At 37.2% G+C, this 20062-nt stretch carries 13 protein-coding genes; 7 read left to right on the top strand and 6 right to left on the bottom strand.

The features are described from left to right. Positions 1–116 precede the first annotated feature (116 nt). Entirely contained in the window at positions 117–1874 is a 1758-nt protein-coding gene (gene argS / locus PU02_RS04300) for an arginine--tRNA ligase (protein WP_053944228.1), read from the bottom strand. 29 nt (positions 1875–1903) lie between these two features. After that, on the bottom strand, positions 1904–3100 hold the full coding sequence (locus tag PU02_RS04305; RefSeq protein WP_053944229.1) for a deoxyguanosinetriphosphate triphosphohydrolase: 1197 nt from the start codon (positions 3098–3100) through the stop codon (positions 1904–1906). A gap of 98 nt (positions 3101–3198) precedes the next feature. Here PU02_RS04305 and PU02_RS04310 point away from each other — a divergent pair, with 98 nt between their 5' ends. The 5 genes from PU02_RS04310 to glmS all read left to right on the top strand — a co-directional run bounded on the left by PU02_RS04310 (position 3199) and on the right by glmS (position 8712). After that, on the top strand, positions 3199–3522 hold the full coding sequence (locus tag PU02_RS04310; RefSeq protein WP_053944230.1) for a HesB/IscA family protein: 324 nt from the start codon (positions 3199–3201) through the stop codon (positions 3520–3522). A 17-nt stretch (positions 3523–3539) separates the two neighbouring features. Next, positions 3540–4550, top strand: coding sequence for a carboxypeptidase regulatory-like domain-containing protein (locus tag PU02_RS04315; RefSeq protein ID WP_144417893.1), 1011 nt, complete (start codon positions 3540–3542; stop codon positions 4548–4550). 38 nt (positions 4551–4588) lie between these two features. Further along, positions 4589–5371: a cytochrome c biogenesis CcdA family protein gene (locus tag PU02_RS04320; protein WP_053944231.1), complete on the top strand. Its 783-nt coding sequence runs from the start codon at positions 4589–4591 to the stop codon at positions 5369–5371. An 8-nt stretch (positions 5372–5379) separates the two neighbouring features. After that, a complete protein-coding gene (gene glmU / locus PU02_RS04325; RefSeq protein WP_053944232.1) occupies positions 5380–6729 on the top strand; it encodes a bifunctional UDP-N-acetylglucosamine diphosphorylase/glucosamine-1-phosphate N-acetyltransferase GlmU in 1350 nt (449 codons plus the stop codon). A 156-nt stretch (positions 6730–6885) separates the two neighbouring features. Next, positions 6886–8712: a glutamine--fructose-6-phosphate transaminase (isomerizing) gene (gene glmS / locus PU02_RS04330; RefSeq protein WP_053944233.1), complete on the top strand. Its 1827-nt coding sequence runs from the start codon at positions 6886–6888 to the stop codon at positions 8710–8712. Positions 8713–8937: 225 nt separating this feature from the next. Here glmS and recG read toward each other — a convergent pair whose 3' ends face one another. Next, positions 8938–11049 carry an ATP-dependent DNA helicase RecG gene (gene recG, locus PU02_RS04335; protein ID WP_053944234.1) on the bottom strand — a complete coding sequence of 704 codons (2112 nt, stop codon included), beginning with the start codon at positions 11047–11049 and terminating at the stop codon, positions 8938–8940. Between the two features lie 387 nt (positions 11050–11436). Between recG and dnaE the strand changes: the two genes are divergently transcribed. Next, the gene (dnaE, locus tag PU02_RS04340; RefSeq protein ID WP_053944235.1) at positions 11437–14907 is read left to right on the top strand and encodes a DNA polymerase III subunit alpha; all 3471 of its coding nucleotides are present in this window, start codon (positions 11437–11439) and stop codon (positions 14905–14907) included. Positions 14908–15037: 130 nt separating this feature from the next. Here the strand turns inward: dnaE and PU02_RS04345 are convergent, their stop codons facing one another. The 3 genes from PU02_RS04345 to rnd form a co-directional block, all read right to left on the bottom strand. Then, positions 15038–16297, bottom strand: a complete 1260-nt coding sequence (locus PU02_RS04345) for an FAD-binding protein (protein ID WP_053944236.1) — start codon at positions 16295–16297, stop codon at positions 15038–15040. 15 nt (positions 16298–16312) lie between these two features. Continuing rightward, entirely contained in the window at positions 16313–16567 is a 255-nt protein-coding gene (locus tag PU02_RS04350) for a zinc-finger domain-containing protein (protein WP_053944237.1), read from the bottom strand. Between the two features lie 310 nt (positions 16568–16877). After that, positions 16878–18032, bottom strand: coding sequence for a ribonuclease D (rnd, locus tag PU02_RS04355; protein WP_053944238.1), 1155 nt, complete (start codon positions 18030–18032; stop codon positions 16878–16880). Between the two features lie 128 nt (positions 18033–18160). On the opposite strand from rnd, the gene aspS reads away from it, so the two are divergent. Continuing rightward, on the top strand, positions 18161–19942 hold the full coding sequence (aspS, locus tag PU02_RS04360) for an aspartate--tRNA ligase (protein ID WP_053944239.1): 1782 nt from the start codon (positions 18161–18163) through the stop codon (positions 19940–19942). Positions 19943–20062: the final 120 nt, after the last annotated feature.

The raw sequence follows: 20062 nt of genomic DNA on the forward strand, positions 1-20062 counted from the left end.
TTTCTCACATGACACTAAGGTTGAATATGACACAGTAACTAAACTCTAAGATAGTATTTTCTTCGTAACAAAATATCAAATATATTCTTAATAATTTCTATATATTTATGATTTTTCTAATGCATCTCTGTTAAAGCTTCTACCCCAATAATTTTGAGTCCTGATGATAGCACATTTATAAATGCTTGAATTAATCCTAATCTAGCTAGTGACAATTCCTCATCATCAGCTTTGATAAAACGTAAATAAGGGTTGTCATTACCTTTATTCCAATGCCCATGGAAATTTGAGGCAAGATCATAAAGATAAAATGCTAAACGGTGTGGTTCTTTGTAAATGATAGCTTGTTCAATAATACGTGGATATTCAGCTAATTTACGGATCAGTGAAATTTCAGTGTTATCTGATAGTTTATCGAGATGTTTAATTGTAACATCACTTGAGAAATTGGTTGTCTGAAGATTTTCTTGTGCTTGACGAAGAACAGAATGGCAACGTGCACTTGCGTATTGTACATAAAAAATGGGGTTATCTTTTGATTGTTCTGTTACTTTTGCTAAATCGAAATCAAGAGGCATTTCACATTTGCGGTAAAGCATCATAAAACGTACAGGGTCAGGACCAACTTCCTTCACTACATCATGAAGAGTGATAAATGAGCCTTCTCTCTTAGACATACGCACTGGTTGGCCATCACGAAAAATTCTAACTAATTGGCACAAAAAAACAGTTAACTTTGCTTTATCTCCAGCAATTGCTTTTGCTACCGCTTCAAGTCGTTTTACGTAGCCACTATGATCAGCTCCTAAGACGTAAACCATATCATCAAAGTGGCGCTTAAATTTATCATAAAAATATGCAACATCAGCAGCAAAGTAGGTATAAGAGCCATCAGATTTAACCAAGACTCGGTCCTGATCATCACCAATATCAGTTGAGCGGAATAAGATTTGCTCATGTGCTTCCCAATTTTCTACGATTTGTCCTTTAGGGGCTGACAATACACCCCTATAAGCATGATTTTTAAGAGTGAGATTATCAATTGTATCCTTAATAGCTTGTGCATTACTGGCATAAAGTCTTTTTTCTGAAAAAAAGACGTCATGGCAAATGTTTAAAGCAGCAAGATCTTGACGAATCATTGCCATCATCGCATCCACAGCACGTTCTTTAACGATAGATAAAGCTTTATCACTATCCATGGCAAGTAGTTTGTCGCCAAACTCTTGAGCGAGTGATTGCCCCAATGGTATAAGATAGTCACCAGGGTACATACCTTCTGGAATTTTATGGATCGTTTCTCCTAAAACTTCACGATAGCGCAGCAGTACGGAATGAGCGAGAGTTTCAATTTGTTGACCGGCATCATTGATATAATATTCTCTGGTAACGTCATAATCAGCAAACTGAAGTAAATTAGAGAATACGTCACCAATAACAGCACCTCGACAATGTCCAATATGCATTGGACCTGTTGGGTTTGCGGACACATACTCAACATTAACTCGTTTGCCTTTTCCCATTGTCAAGCGACCATAATCTGTACCGGATTCAATTATCGACTTCAGCACATCGTACCAAAAGGATTGAGTCAATTTGATATTAATGAATCCAGGGCCAGCAACATCGATACAGTCAATAGAATGATCGTTTTTTAAAAGAATTAAAATTTTTTCTGCGAGCACACGCGGACTCAATCCGACAGATTTTGCAAGAACCATAGCAGCGTTTGTTGAAAGATCACCATGTGCAGGATCACGTGGAGGATCAACTGTAATCTTTGATAGATCTAAATGTTCATTATTTTTTCCTTTTATATCAGATAGTTCAATTGATCTTTTAATTTTTTTCTCAAAGTTTTTAAAAACATTCATATTCAAATTCCGCGCTACATTGAAACCAGTTAAACGAAATTGTCTAGTCGGTCAAATAATCGCCGATATTCTCGTAAAGCATAATGGTCAGTCATACCCGATAAAAAATCAGAAATGAGGTGCACACGTTCTTTTTCATTTAAATGGATCGTCTTGTCGTACCAATTTTCTGGCATGAGATTTTGGTTTTCATAATAACAGTTAAATAATTTTTGTACGATATGTTTCGCTATATTACGATGTTTGAGAACTTGATTATGGTAGTAAAGATTCTTGAAAAGAAAATCTTTTAGCTGCTTTTCTTTTAAAGCCATTATAGGAGAAAAAGTAATAATGGCTTGTTCTGCTCGACGAACATCATTTGTATTCTGAGGCTTGAGAAGAGCTAAATTTTTGTGTGCCTGTTGGATTACATCTTCAACCATGACTGTTATTTGCTTCCTCACCAATTCATAACCACGCCGAGTCTGATCAAGTTGTGGGTATTTTTCTTCGATATCATTCAATAATGGAGCAGTAAGTGAAACTGTTTTGAATTGGTTCAGTGTTAAATAGCGTGAACGTAAACCATCATCAATATCATGCGCATTGTAAGCAATATCATCAGCAATGGCAGCACATTGTGCTTCTAACCCAGCAAAGCAATCAAGCTCAAGATCATGATCTGCATTGTACTGCATAATATAGGTAGGAATATTTTTGTTTTTAGAATGCGATCCTAAAAGAGGTCCATTATGCTTTACAAGACCTTCTAAAGTTTCCCAGGTAAGATTTAGCCCCGTAAAATCTGCATAGCGTTGTTCAAGTTTTGTAACTATGCGCAACGTTTGTGCATTATGATCGAAACCACCATAAGAAACCATTAATTCATCAAGGGCTTCTTCTCCTGCATGACCGAAAGGAGGATGTCCTAAATCGTGAGCAAGGGCAATAGCTTCAGCCAGATCTTCATCGAGGTATAATGCACGTGCCAGTGTTCGTGCAATTTGAGAGACTTCAATTGAATGGGTAAGACGAGTACGATAATGGTCACTTTCATCGGTGATGAATACTTGTGTTTTATGTTTGAGACGTCTGAATGCATTGGAGTGAATGATACGGTCTCTGTCTCGTTGAAAAGGTGTACGTATGTTGCTAGAATTTTCATAAAACAGTCTTCCACGGCTTGTTTGTGGATTTGTGCTATATATTGACCGAAATTGGTTTTTTGTGTTGCTGATATCCATTGAAAATTGCTTATTCTCGCTTTAAGTGTAGGTAATTTATTTTTCGTTGTCCGCCTAAGATATTCTTTCTTGGTGGTCTAGTGCAAGGGTATATAAAGATGACTGTGGATATATCAGATTCGGCTGTTAAACGAATTGCACAGATACTTTCAAATGAGCCTGATAAGGTGGCATTGCGTGTTTCTGTTGAAGGAGGAGGTTGTTCAGGTTTTTCTTACAAATATAATTTAGTTCATGCGCGTGAAGAAAACGATTTCGTTTTTGAAAAAGATGGGGCTGTAGTTTTGATTGATTCGATCTCCCTTCCTTTTATGGAAGGAGCAAGGATTGATTTTGTTGATGATCTTTTAGGACAGTATTTCCAAATACAGAATCCCAATGCTATTTCACAATGCGGATGTGGTGTGAGTTTTTCAATCTAAGCTCTCCAGTGCGCAGTATTGCTCTTGAAAAGATTACTATCTTAGTTAACAATGGAGGAATGGGTATTTTTTCTGAAAGATTATGTCGAGTTTTATGGTTAACAATAGTATCTCTTTTATTGTGGGGGGGTGTTGCTGTGTTTTCTGGAGAAAGGGGAAAGAAGAATTTGCAACATGAATATTCAGAGGTTTTTGATCTGTACGCCCAAGGTCATGGGAAAGAATCTTTTGCTTCTCAGGCTAAGTTAGTTATGCATGCCCAATTAATCAACGATAGTGAGAATATTACTGAAGGACTTGTATGGAGAGTTTATAGCTCTGTTATGGAAAGTAGTAATGAGTTACCTTTGGTTGCGAGTTTTGAAGGAGGGAGTGCGCATTTTGATTTAGAAGCAGGGAGCTATGTTATTCACGTTTCATTCGGTCGTGCAAGTTTAATACGCCGTGTGAATCTCGAGGGTGGGCAAAGGCTTGTCGAAAATTTTAATCTAAATGCCGGTGGTGTCATTTTAGATAGTGGGGTTCTTGATGGTAAGGTTAATGAAAAGGAACTGCACTTTGCTATATACGAAAGCACAAAAGCAATGGATGATACTGATGCTATTGTATCTAATATAAGGCCTAAGTCACTTGTACGCTTGAAAGCTGGCTACTACCACGTTGTATCTTATTATGGTTCAGTTAATGCTGTTATACGTTCTGATATTCAGGTAGAAGCAGGGCAAATTACTGAAGCAACCCTTCAGCATCAAGCTGCTCAAATTCTGTTGAAATTGGTACGACAAGAAGGAGGAGAGGCATTAGCAGATACGAGTTGGTCTGTTATTAATAACTCTGGGGATATTATTTATGAAACTGTTGGCCCCTATGTCTCTCTTGTATTAGCTGAGGGTGACTATATTGCCATTGCAAAGAATAAAGAGCAGATTTATCAAAAAGATTTTTCAGTTACATCAGGTCGTGACGAGGATGTGAGCGTCATAGCAGATGTAAATAGCATAAAAAAAGTTAATGAAGCAATCAATTAGGTAGCACGCTAGTTATCATTGGAGATGGATTTAAGATTTTGGTGATAGAATTTTCAGTTTTGAGCGTATTTTTCGCAGGTGCATTGTCCTTTTTATCTCCGTGTGTTTTACCATTGGTTCCACCTTATTTGTGCTATATGGCAGGTGTGAGCATTAGTGATTTGCGTTTGTCTAAACAAGAAGGAAAAGGATCAGTACGTCTAGTTCTTTTATTTTCAGTCATTGCATTTATATTTGGATTTACAACTGTTTTTGTTGCGTTGGGTGCAAGTGCGAGCACAATTGGTAGGTTTGTTGGCTACTATCGTGATTTGTTGGCAATAGTTGCAGGGATAATTGTTATTATTTTTGGTTTAAATTTTCTGGGTCTCATAAAAATTAATTTTTTATTTCAGGAGGCACGTATTCAGACGTATAAAACGCCTTCAGGGCCTTTAGGGGCTTATATTATTGGTTTGGCTTTTGCATTTGGTTGGACACCCTGCATTGGACCAATTTTGGGACCAATTATAACTCTTGCAGGAACAAAAAAGACTGTGTTTGAAGGTGCTACGCTCTTGGGGGTTTATTCTTTAGGGCTTGCAGTTCCTTTTGTCCTGGCAGCGTTATTTTCAGGTAGCTTTATGCGATTTTTAGGATTTTTTCGTGTTCATTTAGGAAAAGTTGAAAAGATTATCGGTTTTTTTCTCGTTATCACGGGCATTTTATTTTTAACAGGTTATATGCAAAATTTTTCATTTTGGATTTTGGACAATTATCCCACGTTAGGTAATATCGAATCTTTCGGTTTGTCTGACGTAATCGATTTATTTAATTTTTGAGTGATTTTATGGCTAGGAGCTGTCTTTCTATTATTCTTGCAGCGGGTGAAGGGACACGTATGAAATCGTCTCTTCCAAAGGTTCTTCATAAGATAGCTGGATTACCACTCGTATGTCATGTAATAAACCAAGTAAAATTAGTAGGTTCTTCACAATTAGCAGTAGTTGTAGGATCTGGTGCAGAAGAGGTTACAAGGGTTGTTCAGTCTTTTGTAAAAGATACAATGATTTTTGAACAAAGAGAGCGTTTGGGTACCGCTCATGCTGTTTTGTCCGCTCGCTCAGTTTTGGAAAAAGCAATTGATGATGTTTTAATTGTTTTTGGTGATACCCCCTTAATAGACTGTGATTCACTAGAACAGATGCGTGTGCTTCTTGCCAATGGAGCGGATGTTGTAGTAGCTGGTTTTCACGCAGATGATCCTACGGGTTACGGTCGTCTTATGATGGAAGACAATAAACTTATTGCTATTACAGAGGAAAAAGATGCGACTGCTGAAGAGAAAAAAGTGTCTTTTTGTAATGGTGGGATGATGGCAGTTAACGGGAAGTGTATAATTTCCCTTTTAGAAAAGATCAGTAATAACAATGTAAAAAAAGAGTACTACCTAACGGAGATTGTTTCTGTTGCATCGCGTGAAAATTTAAATGTTCAAGTAATAGAAGTTTCTTCTGAAAATATCATTGGTGTGAATAATTGTTATGAGCTTTTTGAAGCTGATACTATATGGCAAAGACGCAAAGCGCGTGATCTTATGCTTTCTGGAGTTACGATATTAAGGCCAGAGACTACTTATTTTTCTTATGATACAGAAATTGAACCAGATGTTGTAATCGAGCCAAATGTTTATTTTGGACCTGGAGTAAGAGTAAAATCTGGTACAGTAATTCGTGCTTTTAGCTATTTAGAAGGGGCGATTATTGGCAAAGATGCACAGGTAGGTCCTTACACGCGTTTACGTCTTGGAACAGAGTTATCCAGGTTTGTTAAGGTTGGGAATTTTTGTGAGCTTAAGCAAGCAAAAGTTGGAGAATATAGCAAAATTAATCATTTAAGCTATGTTGGTGATGCAGAAATTGGTGCCCACACTAATATTGGGGCTGGCACAATTACTTGCAATTATGATGGTTTTAACAAACATAAAGTTATTATTGAGGATAGTGTTTTTGTTGGTTCTAATTCAGCACTTGTTGCTCCACTGGCTATTGGGAGAGGGGCTTATATAGCTTCAGGGAGTGTTGTTACAGAAAACGCACCTATAAACAGTGTTGTTTTTGGTCGTGCGCGGCAGGTAACGAAAGAAAATCGTGCAACAAAATTGTGTGAGCGTTTATCAAAAAATAAGCAGAAAAAATGATATTTAAGTCTATTTTTAAATTTTATTTAAGTTCAGTAATAAAATAGAGACGGTTATATTGTTCCTTATTCGTAAAGGAATTTCAACTTTGAGATAAAGTTAGCGTAATTGTTTTAAATATCTTTATAGATCGAAGATGTAGATCGGAGTTTTCTAATGTGCGGAATTATTGGAGTCCTTGGGAACAAGCCTGTTGCATCGCGTCTTATTGAAGGTTTGAAGCGCCTTGAATATAGAGGGTATGATTCATCTGGTTTAGCGATGCTGCATGATGGAGATCTTCATCGAGTCCGGGCTGAAGGGAAGATTGTTAATTTAGAAGAAAAATTAAAATTAATTCCCTTGGAAGGGAATGTAGGGATTGGTCATACACGTTGGGCTACACATGGGGCAGCTGTGGAACGAAATGCCCATCCTCATATGACTAAACAGCTCGCAGTTGTTCATAATGGTATTGTTGAGAATTTTGCAGAATTGCGAAGGGAATTAATTGAAGATGGCTATGTTTTTGAAACAGAAACCGATACGGAAGTTATTGCTTATCTAATTACGCATTCTCTAAAATTAGGTCTTTCGCCACGGGACGCGACATATACAAGTTGTAAGAGATTGCGAGGTAGTTTTGCTATTGCCCTTATTTTTGAAGGGAAAGAAGATTTGATGATAGCTGTTCGTTCTGGGCCTCCCTTAGCGATTGGTTATGGTGAAGGAGAGTTTTTTATAGGGTCAGATGCAGTGGCTTTATCCTCATTTACGGATCGTATAAGCTATATGGAAGATGGTGATCTTGCGGTCATTATGCATGAAGGAGTAACAATTTACGATGCAAATAATCAGTTAGTAAAACGTCCTGTTACGACATCATTGTTTGATGGAGCGCTACTTGTCTCTAAAGGAGGGCACCGTCATTTTATGCGTAAAGAAATATTTGAACAACCTGAAGTTATTTCTCATACGTTGGCACGTTATCTCGATCTTGAAAATCATACAGTTCGTCTATGTGAAAATTTTATAAATTGGAAAAATATTAATCGATTATTGTTTGCAAGTTGTGGAACAGCTTATTATTCAACGCTTGTTGCACGTTACTGGTTTGAAAATTTTGCTTCTTTAAGTGTTGATAATGATGTGGCTTCTGAATTTCGTTATAGGGAACCGCCTATAGCGAGTGATGCATTATCGGTATTTGTCTCTCAGTCCGGAGAAACAGCAGATACGTTGGCGTCTTTGCGTTATTGTAAGGATTTGGGTATGAAAACGGCAACGATTGTCAATGCTATGCAATCAACGATGGCAAGAGAGGCTGATTTTGTTTTTCCAATATTGGCAGGGCCAGAAATTGGTGTTGCATCAACAAAAGCTTTTATGTGTCAGTTATTAACGCTTGCTTCAATTGCACTTTATGCAGCAAAACAACGAGGATTTCTTCCAGAGATAGTAGAACAGCAATTTGTCCAGCAATTAGTCAAAGTACCTAAAATTTTAAATGAAGTTTTAAAACTGGATGAAAAAATTAAGAAAATTTGTCGTGATTTGGTTAGTGCAAAAACTGTTCTATATCTCGGACGTGGTACTTCTTATCCAATTGCTTTAGAAGGGGCACTAAAACTAAAAGAGTTATCTTATATTCATGCAGAAGGTTATGCGGCGGGTGAATTAAAACACGGACCGATTGCATTAATTGATAAGGAAACTCCAGTTATCATCGTTGCTCCTTATGATAAATGGTTTGAAAAGACTTGTTCTAATATGCAGGAAGTCGCTGCACGTAATGGCCGGATCATTTTAATAACTGATAAAAGAGGGGGGGAGGCAGCATGTCTTGATTCTATAACAACGGTTATATTGCCAGAGATTCCAGAATTTATCGCGCCTATCATTTACACTTTACCTGTACAATTAATTGCTTACCATACGGCTGTTTTGTTGGGTACAGACGTTGATCAACCACGCAATTTAGCAAAATCAGTAACTGTTGAATAAATGTTTTTTAAAATTTTTTGAAAAAAGAGTTGTAAAAAAGTGCGCTCATTGGAAAAATCGTTGTTCCATTTAAGAAATTATTTTTATTTGAAATGCATCATTAAGGCGATGAATATGAGCGTTGTTTTTACTAAAGGCGGATGAGTAATTTTCAGTAACATCTACTCTTTGTACTGTTTTTACGAGTCATTTTAGTAAAATATCTTTATGTGCTTTTTTGAGGTGTCATCCTGCGCGTAAAAGTTGAAGGGCTTCGTTGTGTCCAAAAAGGTGCAAGAGAAGACGTAGGGCTTTTCCTTGTTTCGAAAAAAGACCGGCATCATGTTGTAAAAACAGACGCACATCCCTTCTTGCCATTGATAAAAGATCACCATGCACTGCAAGATTTGCTATGTGAAATTCAGGTAATCCGGATTGTCGTGTTCCTAATAATTCGCCTTCACCCCGTAGACACAAATCTTTTTCAGCAATTTTAAAACCATCTTCTGTGTTACGCATGATATTAAGACGTGCTGCTGCCATTTTGGTTAGTGGAGTTTTGTAGAGCAAGACACAAGAGGATTTTTTATTTCCACGTCCAACGCGTCCGCGTAATTGGTGTAATTGTGCAAGTCCAAAATGTTCCGCATGTTCAATGACAATGATTGAAGCATCAGGGATGTCTACTCCTACTTCAATAACAGTGGTTGCAACTAAAATACGTATTTCGCCACATTTAAAAGAGGCCATTACAGCTTTCTTTTTATCAGCAGGCATTTTGCCGTGCATCATGCCAACGTAATCTCCAAATTCTTTATGCAAGATAGCAAAACGACTTTCAATTGAGGTTAATTGGAGAGTTGTGGATTCTTCTACCAAAGGACAAATCCAATAGAGTCTTTCACCTTTTTCCAAAGCATTTGAAATTCGCTCTATGAGTTCAGAAATTTTTTCCAAAGGGAAAGTTACTGTGGTAATTGGTTGTCGTCCAAAGGGTTTTTCTGTGATTTTGGATACGTCCATATCACCAAAAGTTGTTAGTATTAGAGTACGTGGTATAGGTGTTGCGGTCATAACCAATATATCGGGGATATGGCCTTTTTCCGCGAGGGTGAGACGCTGTTGCACACCAAAACGATGTTGTTCATCAATTATAGCTAATGAAAGGTTATGATAAGTAACAGCTTTTTGTATTAGGGCATGGGTTCCTATAATGATGGAGCTTTGTCCTGACGCAATTTCATTTAAAATATTCGCACGTAATTTTCCTTTTTCCTGTCCGGTTAGTAGGGTGGTTTGCAAGCCTATTTTCTTGGCGAGAGGTGCAATTGTAGTCAAATGCTGTCGAGCTAAAACTTCTGTTGGAACCATTAAAGCTGACTGTCCAAAATTTTCAGCAATTTGTGCCATTGCCATTAATGCTACAATGGTTTTTCCTGTTCCAACATCACCTTGAAGAAGTCTTAACATGGGTTCAGATGAAGCTAAGTCGTTTTCAATTTCTCTTATTGCGTTTTGTTGTCCATTTGTTAGTTGGAATGGCAAAATTTTGATTAGTTTTTTAGTATAGGTCCCTGTTGGTGGACGAGAAATACCCGGGAGAGATTTCGTTTTTAGGCGCACAAGAGCAAGGGCTAGTTGACTGGAAAGAAATTCATCATAAACAAGGCGTTTATAGGCCGTGCTTTCCAAATTTATATCACAAGGGTCTATAGGAGAGTGGATGCGGTGTAGAGCAACAGAAAACGAAGAAAAATTTTGTTGTTTTTTTGTATCTTCATTAATCCATTCTGGTAAAAGAGGGACATGGTCAAGAGCATTTTTTATTGCAGATCTCAATGTTTTTGCTGACAATCCAGAAGTAGAAGGGTAGATGGGCTCGATGAGAGGTATGTTAGTTAATGGTTCATCACTAAAAATCACATGATCAGGGTGAGCCATGGATAATTGTCCATTAAATCGCTCGACTTTACCGGATACAATGATTGTCTTTCCCTCAGGGAATCTTTTTTCTAGCCAAGAGCGCTTAGCGTGAAAAAAAAGCAAGATTATTATACCTGTTTTGTCATGACAGATGATGCGATAGGGTGATCTGCTATGCTTGCTCGGTGGTGGTTGATGTTGGTCGATGATAATCTCAAGAGTAACAATCGTTCCTTCTTTTGCAGAGGCAATGTTTGGTCTTGCTCTGCGGTCTACAACGGTATGGGGCATCAACTGAAGTAAGTTAATAAGCTTAAGTTCGTGTTGTGCAGGGTTAATATTTAAAACTTTAGCAAATAGTGAACATGTTTTTGGATTGAGACCCGGAAGGGTGTGAATGGGAGACAAAAGAGGAAGGATAAGGTTTAAACACATAGGGGAAAATCTCAATTGTGTTTTTTATTTTTCAGTTTTTTAGGCACTGAATGATGAATCATTTAAGATGCAAAAAGGATATCACACCATTCACACCGTATTTAAATTTACGTTTCACAAGAAATCACAGGTAGCAAAAATAGATATTAATATAAATAGCTGCTATTACTATTAGTATTGTTTCTAGATGTTTTTATGTGAATATCTTGAACATAGCTCATGAATAAAGCTAGAATGTATCATCGGATGTGTAATGATACCCAAGTTACGTAAAATTTTATATAGGTAATGTATAAAAGTTTTTGCTTAAGAGGATTATAGATTCCGATTGTAATTTGGTTTTTATTTCGGGGCAGGAAATTGTAGAGTGCTAAAAAAAAGAGCAACATAACCAGTAAAAATAAACAATTTCCTCGGTTTATTCATCTGAGGGTACATTCGGCTTATTCGCTTCTTGAAGGAGCTTTAAGAACGGAGCAGATTGTTCAATATGCGGTTTCTGATTATGCTCCGGCGATAGCTATTACAGACACGAATAATTTATTTGGTGCATTAGAATTTTCTCAATATTGTTTTTCTCATGGTATTCAACCCCTCATTGGATGCCAACTTGCTGTTGATTTTGACGATAACGACGATTATTCACGTTTGACAGATAAATACAGATATCCTTCAGATTTTTCTTCTATTGTTCTTTTTGCTGCCAGTGATGTAGGTTATGCTCATTTGGTGCGTCTCGTGAGCCGTGCTTATCTTGATAAACGTGATACTGATCCTCCCCACATAAGAGCTGATTGGTTGTTATCACATAATGAGGGGATAATTGCTTTGACTGGCGGTCCAGGTGGCCCGATTAATTTATCCTTAGAACAAGATAAAAGAGGATGGGCTGTTCAGTGTTTAACGAATTTGAAGAAAATTTTTGATAATCGCCTATATATCGAATTGCAACGTCATGGTTCTTACAATAAAAAAGTTGAGTGTGAGCTTATCGATTTAGCTTATGAACATGAAATACCTCTTGTTGCAACAAACGAATCCTTTTTTCTTGATAAAAAATGCTATGAGGCTCATGACGCATTAATGGCTGTTGCTGAAGGGCAGGTCGTTTCTAATCCAGACCGTAAACGTGTGACGCCAGATCATTATTTAAAATCACAAGATGAAATGGTTGTGTTGTTTTCTGATCTTCCAGAGGCTTTAGAAAATAGCGTTGAGATTGCGTTGCGTTGTCATGCTTTCACTCCTGTTCGCCAACCAATTCTACCTCGTTTTACAGAAAGAACTGAAGATTCAAGTTCCGCTTTAAAAGAAGAGGATAATGAATTGTTAAAACAGGCTAAAAATGGCTTAAAAGTACGTATTGAAACAATAGGCTTAGCTCCAGGATATACGATTTTAGATTATGAGAAGCGGCTTGATTACGAACTTTCAATTATTATGCGCATGCAGTTTTCTGGTTATTTTCTTATAGTTTCTGATTTTATAAAGTGGGCAAAATCTCGTGATATTCCTGTTGGTCCAGGTCGTGGTTCTGGGGCTGGTTCACTTGTTGCTTATGCTTTAACTATTACTGATGTTGATCCGTTACGTTTTTCTCTCTTATTTGAACGTTTTTTGAATCCGGATCGTGTTTCGATGCCAGATTTTGATATTGATTTTTGTCAAGATCGACGTGAAGAGGTTATTCGTTATGTGCAAGAAAAATACGGTTATGATCAGGTAGCTCAAATTATTACATTTGGTAAATTGCAAGCACGTGCAGTATTACGTGATGTCGGTAGAGTTTTAGAAATTCCCTATCGTCAAGTAGATTATTTGACGAGGTTGGTTCCTGCTGTACCTGGAAACAATGTTGAATTAGCACAAGCTATTAAAGATGAACCAAAATTTAAGGAAGAGGCAAAAAAAGACCCTACTATAGGTCGTATGTTAGATATAGCCTTACAGCTTGAAGGTCTTTATCGCCACGCGTCGACGCATGCCGCAGGTATTGTGATTGGTGATAGACCTTTATCCGAGATTGTGCCGATGTATCGCGATCCACGCTCTGATATGCCTGTAACTCAATTTAATATGAAATATGTTGAGAAAGCTGGGCTAGTAAAATTCGATTTTCTTGGTTTAAAAACACTTACTGTTCTAAAAATGGCTGTCGATTTTGTTGCACGAAAGAACATAAAAATCGATTTATCTCATATTTCTTTCGATGATCAAACTACCTATGCCATGTTAGCACGTGGTGAGACTGTTGGTGTATTTCAAGTTGAAAGTGCTGGTATGCGCAAGGCACTTATTGGTATGAAACCAGATCGTATTGAAGATATTATTGCGCTTGTAGCACTTTATCGTCCTGGTCCGATGGAACATATTCCAGTGTATAATGCCTGCAAACATGGAAAGGAAGAGATTGCCTCTATTCATCCTAAAATAGATTATTTGATTAAAGAAACTCAAGGCGTCATTATTTACCAAGAACAAGTAATGCAAATAGCTCAAGAACTTTCTGGTTATTCTCTTGGAGAAGCAGATTTGCTGCGTCGAGCTATGGGAAAAAAATCCGTGAAGAGATGCAAAAACAGCGAGTACGTTTTTGTAAGCGGAGCCGTTAAGAGTGGGATTGATGAAGAGCAAGCGGATGTCATATTTGATCTCTTAGCAAAATTTGCAGATTATGGTTTTAATAAATCGCATGCTGCTGCATACGCGATTTTATCCTACCAAACAGCTTACATGAAAGCACATTATCCAGTTGAATTTTTAGCAGCTTCTATGACATATGATATGACAAACACTGATAAATTAAATGATTTTCGGTGCGAAGCATTAAGGCTAGGAATTGAAGTTGTTAAACCTTGCGTGCAAACGTCTCATCGTGTTTTTGAAGTGGGAGAAAATTGTATTTATTATTCTTTGGCTGCTATTAAAGGTGTCGGTGATTCAGTAGTTGATCATATTGTGGCTTGCCGTGGGGGCAAGCCTTTTAAAGATTTAGAAGATTTTTGTGAACGCATTGATCCTCGCATTGTCAATAAGCGTGCGATGGAAGGGTTGGTCTATTCTGGAGCTTTGGATTGTTTTGGTATTGCGCGAGAAGTTTTACTAGCAAATCTTGGAATGTTGAGTGCGCGCGCTGTTCGTATTTGTGATAATAATTTTAGTGGTCAGACTGATATATTTGAAATGGTGGATGGTCCGAAGGAACCATTTATTTTGACGCAAGCACCGGCTTGGTCTTTGGCAGAAAGAATGTACAATGAATTTCAGGTTATAGGTTTTTATTTTTCCGCCCATCCTCTAGATGAGTATCAAACAATTCTTGCTAAAAAACGTGTTCAGACTTGGAGTAGTTTTGCCAGTGCGGTTAGGGGTGGTGCAACTGCTGCTCGACTTTCTGGAACTGTTTTAGCAAAGCAAATTCGCAAAACAAAGTCCGGAAAAAGGATGGGTATTATTCAATTTTCTGATATAAGTGGGCAATATGAAGCTGTAATATTTTCTGAAGGTCTTGCTCTATATGATGACATTCTACAACCTGGAAAATCTTTTGTCATTACAGTGAGTGCAGAGAATCGATCTGAGGGAATAAGCCTACGTATTGAAGCAGTTCAGTCCTTAGAAGAAGAGGCTGTACAAGATCATAAGGTGATGCGTCTCTTTATAAAAACAGTTGATGTTATTGCGCAAATTGAGAAAAATCTAAGTTTAGGCGGTAATGGAGAGGTAAGAATTATTTTAATACAAGAATATAAATCACAAGAAATTGAGATTGTACTTCCTGAGCGATATAAGGTGAATCTTCGCGTAGCACATTCTATGAAAATACTCCATGGTGTTCTTGATGTAGAGTTGAGCTAGTTAAGTAATGGTGAAATCACGTCTACATCCTGGATATTTCTAATACTTAATAAGAACGAAGACTAGCAAGTTATACGCATCTACTTGTATTTTTTATAGAACAATCAATGTCATTTAAACCATGTGATTTTTAACGCTTATTAGTTTGTGTGATATAGCTTTTTGTTAAGTTTATAGCATCGTAAGTGTAGAGCCAATCAAGGTCGGAGATAATATTTTCTGCTGTCCGGATTTTCATCATAAAGTTACGTGCAATCGCTAAAGGACCAGAGGCATGATAGACTAGTTTATTGAAGTTTACTTGTTTTTTTATGGCTGCAATGCGGGGTCTACGTATTTTTTCATAAAGTGAGACTGCTCTTTGTAGTGAAAGGTTACTGGCAGAAATAGTTTCTGCCAGTGTAGCTGCGTCTTCTATTGCCATAGAAGAGCCCTGTGCCGCAAAAGGTAAGGCTGCATGAGCGCAGTCGCCAACAAATACTTGGTTTTCCAGACCTAAAAATCTATCTTGTTTCATTTGAAACAGTGGCCAATATCTCCAGTCATCAATATGGTCAATTAATTGAAGAATTTTAGGATTCCATTTACTGAAGAGGGATTTTAACTCATTTTTTTCTCCCTTTAAATTCCATTTTTTTTCAGAATTTTCTCCATAAGTAATAGCAACAATATTAAAAGTTTTTTCTGGCTGAATAGGATAAATAACAAGATGATTGTTAGACCCTAACCAAGCGGTAATCGTTTTTGTGCTTTGTAGTAGAGGGTAGACATTTTGAGACAGATTATTAGAGGATATAGTTGCACGCCAGGCAATGAGACCACTAAAATCCGCTTTTTCGCAAAAAGGAGTTAATTGTCGTAATTTTGACCAAACACCGTCACATCCAATGAGAAGTGATGTCGTGTAAGGCTGATATTGTTGCTTTTGGGTGGAGTTTACCGTTTGTATTTCTATTACACTAGCACCGTTTATTGTAGCTTTCTTTGACGATATGAAAGCCTCTCCTATTTTGCATGTGATAAGAGGGTGTTCAATAGCAGTCTCGTATAAAATTTTTTGTAAATCAGCTCGATGAATTGTAAGATAGGGGAATTTCCAGCGTTTTTCATAGCATTCAATAAGATCAATTTGTAAATGTGTCTTTAGTGATGTGCCATCTCTCAATTGAAGAAAATGGGGTTGAATACCTGCTTTAATTAATCTATCAAGAATTCCCCAGTGGGCAAGAATACGTGTTGCATTTGGAGTAACCTGAATGCCAGCGCCCGCAGTATCGATTTTTTTACGTTTTTCAATAACAATACTTTTAATCCCCTTGTGAGCAAGAGCTAAGGCAGAGCTCAGGCCAGCAATACCTGCACCAACAATAATGGGTGGATTATATTTCATATTGAAAAGATGATATTATGAAACATTGCTACTGTCGCTGTGGTATGCACAGCCTATCGGATTTGTTTGGTCATGTTGTAATAAATTATTATAGCGGTAAAGTGTTGAACAATAAGGACAAATTTTCTCATCAGCTGCTCCCATATCTATAAAAATATGGGGGTGATCAAACGGCTGCGTTGCGCCCACGCACATAAATTCCTTTACGCCGATTTCAATTATTTTATAACCATTATCATTTTGGAAATGGGGGATATTGTGGTCAGCCATGATACATAAGTTCCAGATAAATTATTTAAATGCCATAGTTTAGATTACATACTCTAACATTAGTTATGTTTGTAATGAAATTCACAAGAACACAAGCTTCTTTTTAAAATAATGTCGATTATATCATAACTGACGCTATATGCCTATGTTTCGTAGTAACGGTAGTGGTGTGTTTTTATTTTTGAACGCTGCTAGTTTATAAGAACGAATACGCTCTAATTGCAAAAGATAACGAAGATCTTGCTGCTGAGAACATATATGTTTTTGTATGCTGGACGCCACATACCATAATCATAATCGTTATAAGTTATTAAAGATTTTTAATTGTTAATTGCCTATTCTGAAAACAGAAGCCTATTTTCCCTTTTAACATTTGTTCAGCTTTTTGACCAAATATTTCATAACGCCAACCATTCATAGCCGGGATATTCAATGTTGTTGTGTTATTAGCAATTTTCTCTAAATCATCAGATGTTGCAATGATTTTGGCTGCAACATTATTTTCATTTGCAACTAATTTTAATAGTATCTTGAGGAGATCAATTGCTACAGCTGTTTTATTGCTGACGGGGTTGTGTTTTGGGAGAGCAGGAAGAGAGGTTATATCAACTGTCAAGCTTTCATTGATGGCTTCAATTAATGTTTGCATCATTTGTGGACGGTGCAAAATCTTGTTAACACCACGTAAACGTCCTAGCTCAGATTCATCTTTTGGTTTCTGAATTGCAATTTCAATAAGAGATTCGTCCTTCATGATATGACGGCGTGGAACATTATGCTTGCGTGCTTCACGTTCACGCCAAGCTGCTACTTTTTGTAAAACAGCAAATTCACAAGCTTTTCCAACTTTTCCTTTTACTTTTTTCCATGCCTCATTTTCTGGAATTTCATAAGTCTGTGGTGCTAAAAGAGTGGCCATCTCATCGTCCATCCAATGAGTGCGTTTATTGTTTTCTAATAGTTTTTTTAATGCGAGATAAACATCTCTAAGATAAGTAACATCAGCAAGAGCATAGAGTAATTGTTTTTCAGACAGAGGACGGTAGCTCCAGTCTGTAAAGCGCGATGACTTGTCAAGGCAATGTCCTGTACAGCGCTGTACAATTTGATCATAAGAGATAGAATCACCAAACCCACAAATTGATCCTGCTATCTGCGTGTCAAAAAGGGGAAGGGGAATGATTCTTCCTAAGTGATAAATGATTTCTATATCTTGACGAGCAGCGTGGAATACCTTGACAACTTTTTTATTAGTCATCAATTCAAAGAATGGTTGTAAATCAATACCTTGTGCTGTTGGATCAATAAGGACTGTGAGATTGGGTGATGAAATTTGAATGAGACATAATTGAGGCCAAAAAGTTGTTTCCCGAATAAATTCAGTATCAACTGTTACAAAATCAGAATCGCAAAGGGTGGCAATAGCAATTTTAAGATCTTCTGTTTGTGTAATGGGTTTCATTATTCTATTATAGCGAAAGGAGATTAAGTTATTATTATTTTCTTATAGCCTTTGTGGTCATATCTTGACAAATGGTTGCCAAAAAGCATTTGTAACGCGTATAAAAACAATTATAACAAAAGGCAAGAACTATGCACCGTTATCGCAGCCATAATTGCGCCGCTCTTCGTAAGTCTGATGTAGGAACGAAGGTTCGTCTTTCGGGATGGGTTCACCGCGTTCGTGATCATGGGAGAATTCTTTTCGTTGATTTGCGTGATCATTTCGGAATTACACAAATTGTTGTGAGTCCTGATTCTCCTGTTTTTCAACTTATTGAAAAAGTACGTTCTGAATGGGTTATTTGCGTGGGTGGAAAAGTGTGTGCACGCGCTGATGATGTTATTAACGCAACTTTACCAACAGGTGAGATTGAAGTTTTTGCTGATGAAGTTGAAATTCTTTCAAAATCTGATGAGCTTCCGTTACCTGTTTTTGGTGAGCCTGACTATCCAGAAGATATTAGATTAAAGTATCGTTTTCTTGATTTGCGTCGAGTGACCATGCATAAAAATATTATGCGCCGTACAGAGATCATTACCTCTATACGACGATTTATGCAGGACAGTGGTTTTACAGAATTTACGACTCCACTTTTAACAGCTTCTTCACCGGAAGGAGCACGCGATTTTTTAGTTCCAAGTCGTATTCATCAAGGGAAATTTTATGCGCTGCCTCAAGCACCCCAACAGTATAAGCAATTATTAATGATATCTGGTTTTGATCGCTATTTTCAAATTGCTCCGTGTTTTAGAGATGAGGATCCACGGGCTGATCGCCTTCCTGGGGAATTTTATCAGTTAGATCTTGAAATGAGTTTTGTTGAGCAAGAAGATGTTCTTACAATAATGGAACCCATTATACGTTCTATTTTCGAAGAATTTGCGGACGGAAAATCTGTAACAAAAAAGTTTCCTCGAATTGCATATGATGAAGCAATACGAAAATATGGTACAGATAAACCTGATTTGCGTAATCCTATTATTATGGAGGATGTTTCTCATCATTTTTATGATTCTGGTTTTAAAGTTTTTTCTCAAATTTTGGCTAATGATGAGAATGCGCAGGTATGGGCTATTCCTGCCAAAACAGGTGGAAATCGCGCTTTTTGTGATCGCATGAATGGGTGGGCTCAAAGTGAGGGACAGCCAGGTCTTGGGTACATTTTTTGGCGTAAAGAAGATGAGAATTTTGAAGGAGCTGGTCCTATTGCAAAGAATATAGGTTCTCAAAAAACTGAAGCTATTCGTATGCAACTTGGGCTTGAAAAGGGGGATGCTTGTTTTTTTGTGGCAGGAAATCCCAAAAAATTCACATCTTTTGCTGGTGCTACACGTACTCGAATAGGAGAGGAATTAAATTTCATTGATGGAGAATGTTTTTCTTTTGCGTGGATTGTTGATTTTCCATTTTTTGAATGGAACGAAGATGAGAAAAAAATTGATTTTGCACATAACCCTTTTTCAATGCCTCAGGGAGGAATGGATGCTGTTAATCACAAAGATCCCCTCACTCTTAAAGCTTTCCAATATGATCTTGTTTGTAATGGTTATGAGATTGCATCAGGGGGGATTCGTAATCACTTACCTGAAATGATGCTTAAAGTTTTCGAGTTGGCTGGTTTTTCTAAGGAAGTTGTAGAAGAACGTTTTGGCGCTTTATACCGTGCATTTCATTATGGCGCTCCACCACACGGTGGTATGGCAGCCGGTATCGATCGCATTGTTATGCTTTTGCAAGGTGCAAAAAACTTACGTGAAGTTTCTTTATTTCCAATGAATCAGCAGGCTCTTGATTTGTTAATGAACGCTCCATCTGATGTTTTTTCTTCACAATTGAGTGATTTAGGAATTCGAATTTTTCCTACTGCTTAAAATAGTTAACAATAACTGATTAAATTTCATATATATATATATAATCCCAGAGAAGAGTATCTATTTTTATAAGTTTGATTTAAAAAATTCTTCATTTTTTGTATGTGAGGTTAGGTACAA

Origin of the sequence: Bartonella ancashensis, assembly GCF_001281405.1 — a bacterium.
Lineage (GTDB): Bacteria > Pseudomonadota > Alphaproteobacteria > Rhizobiales > Rhizobiaceae > Bartonella > Bartonella ancashensis.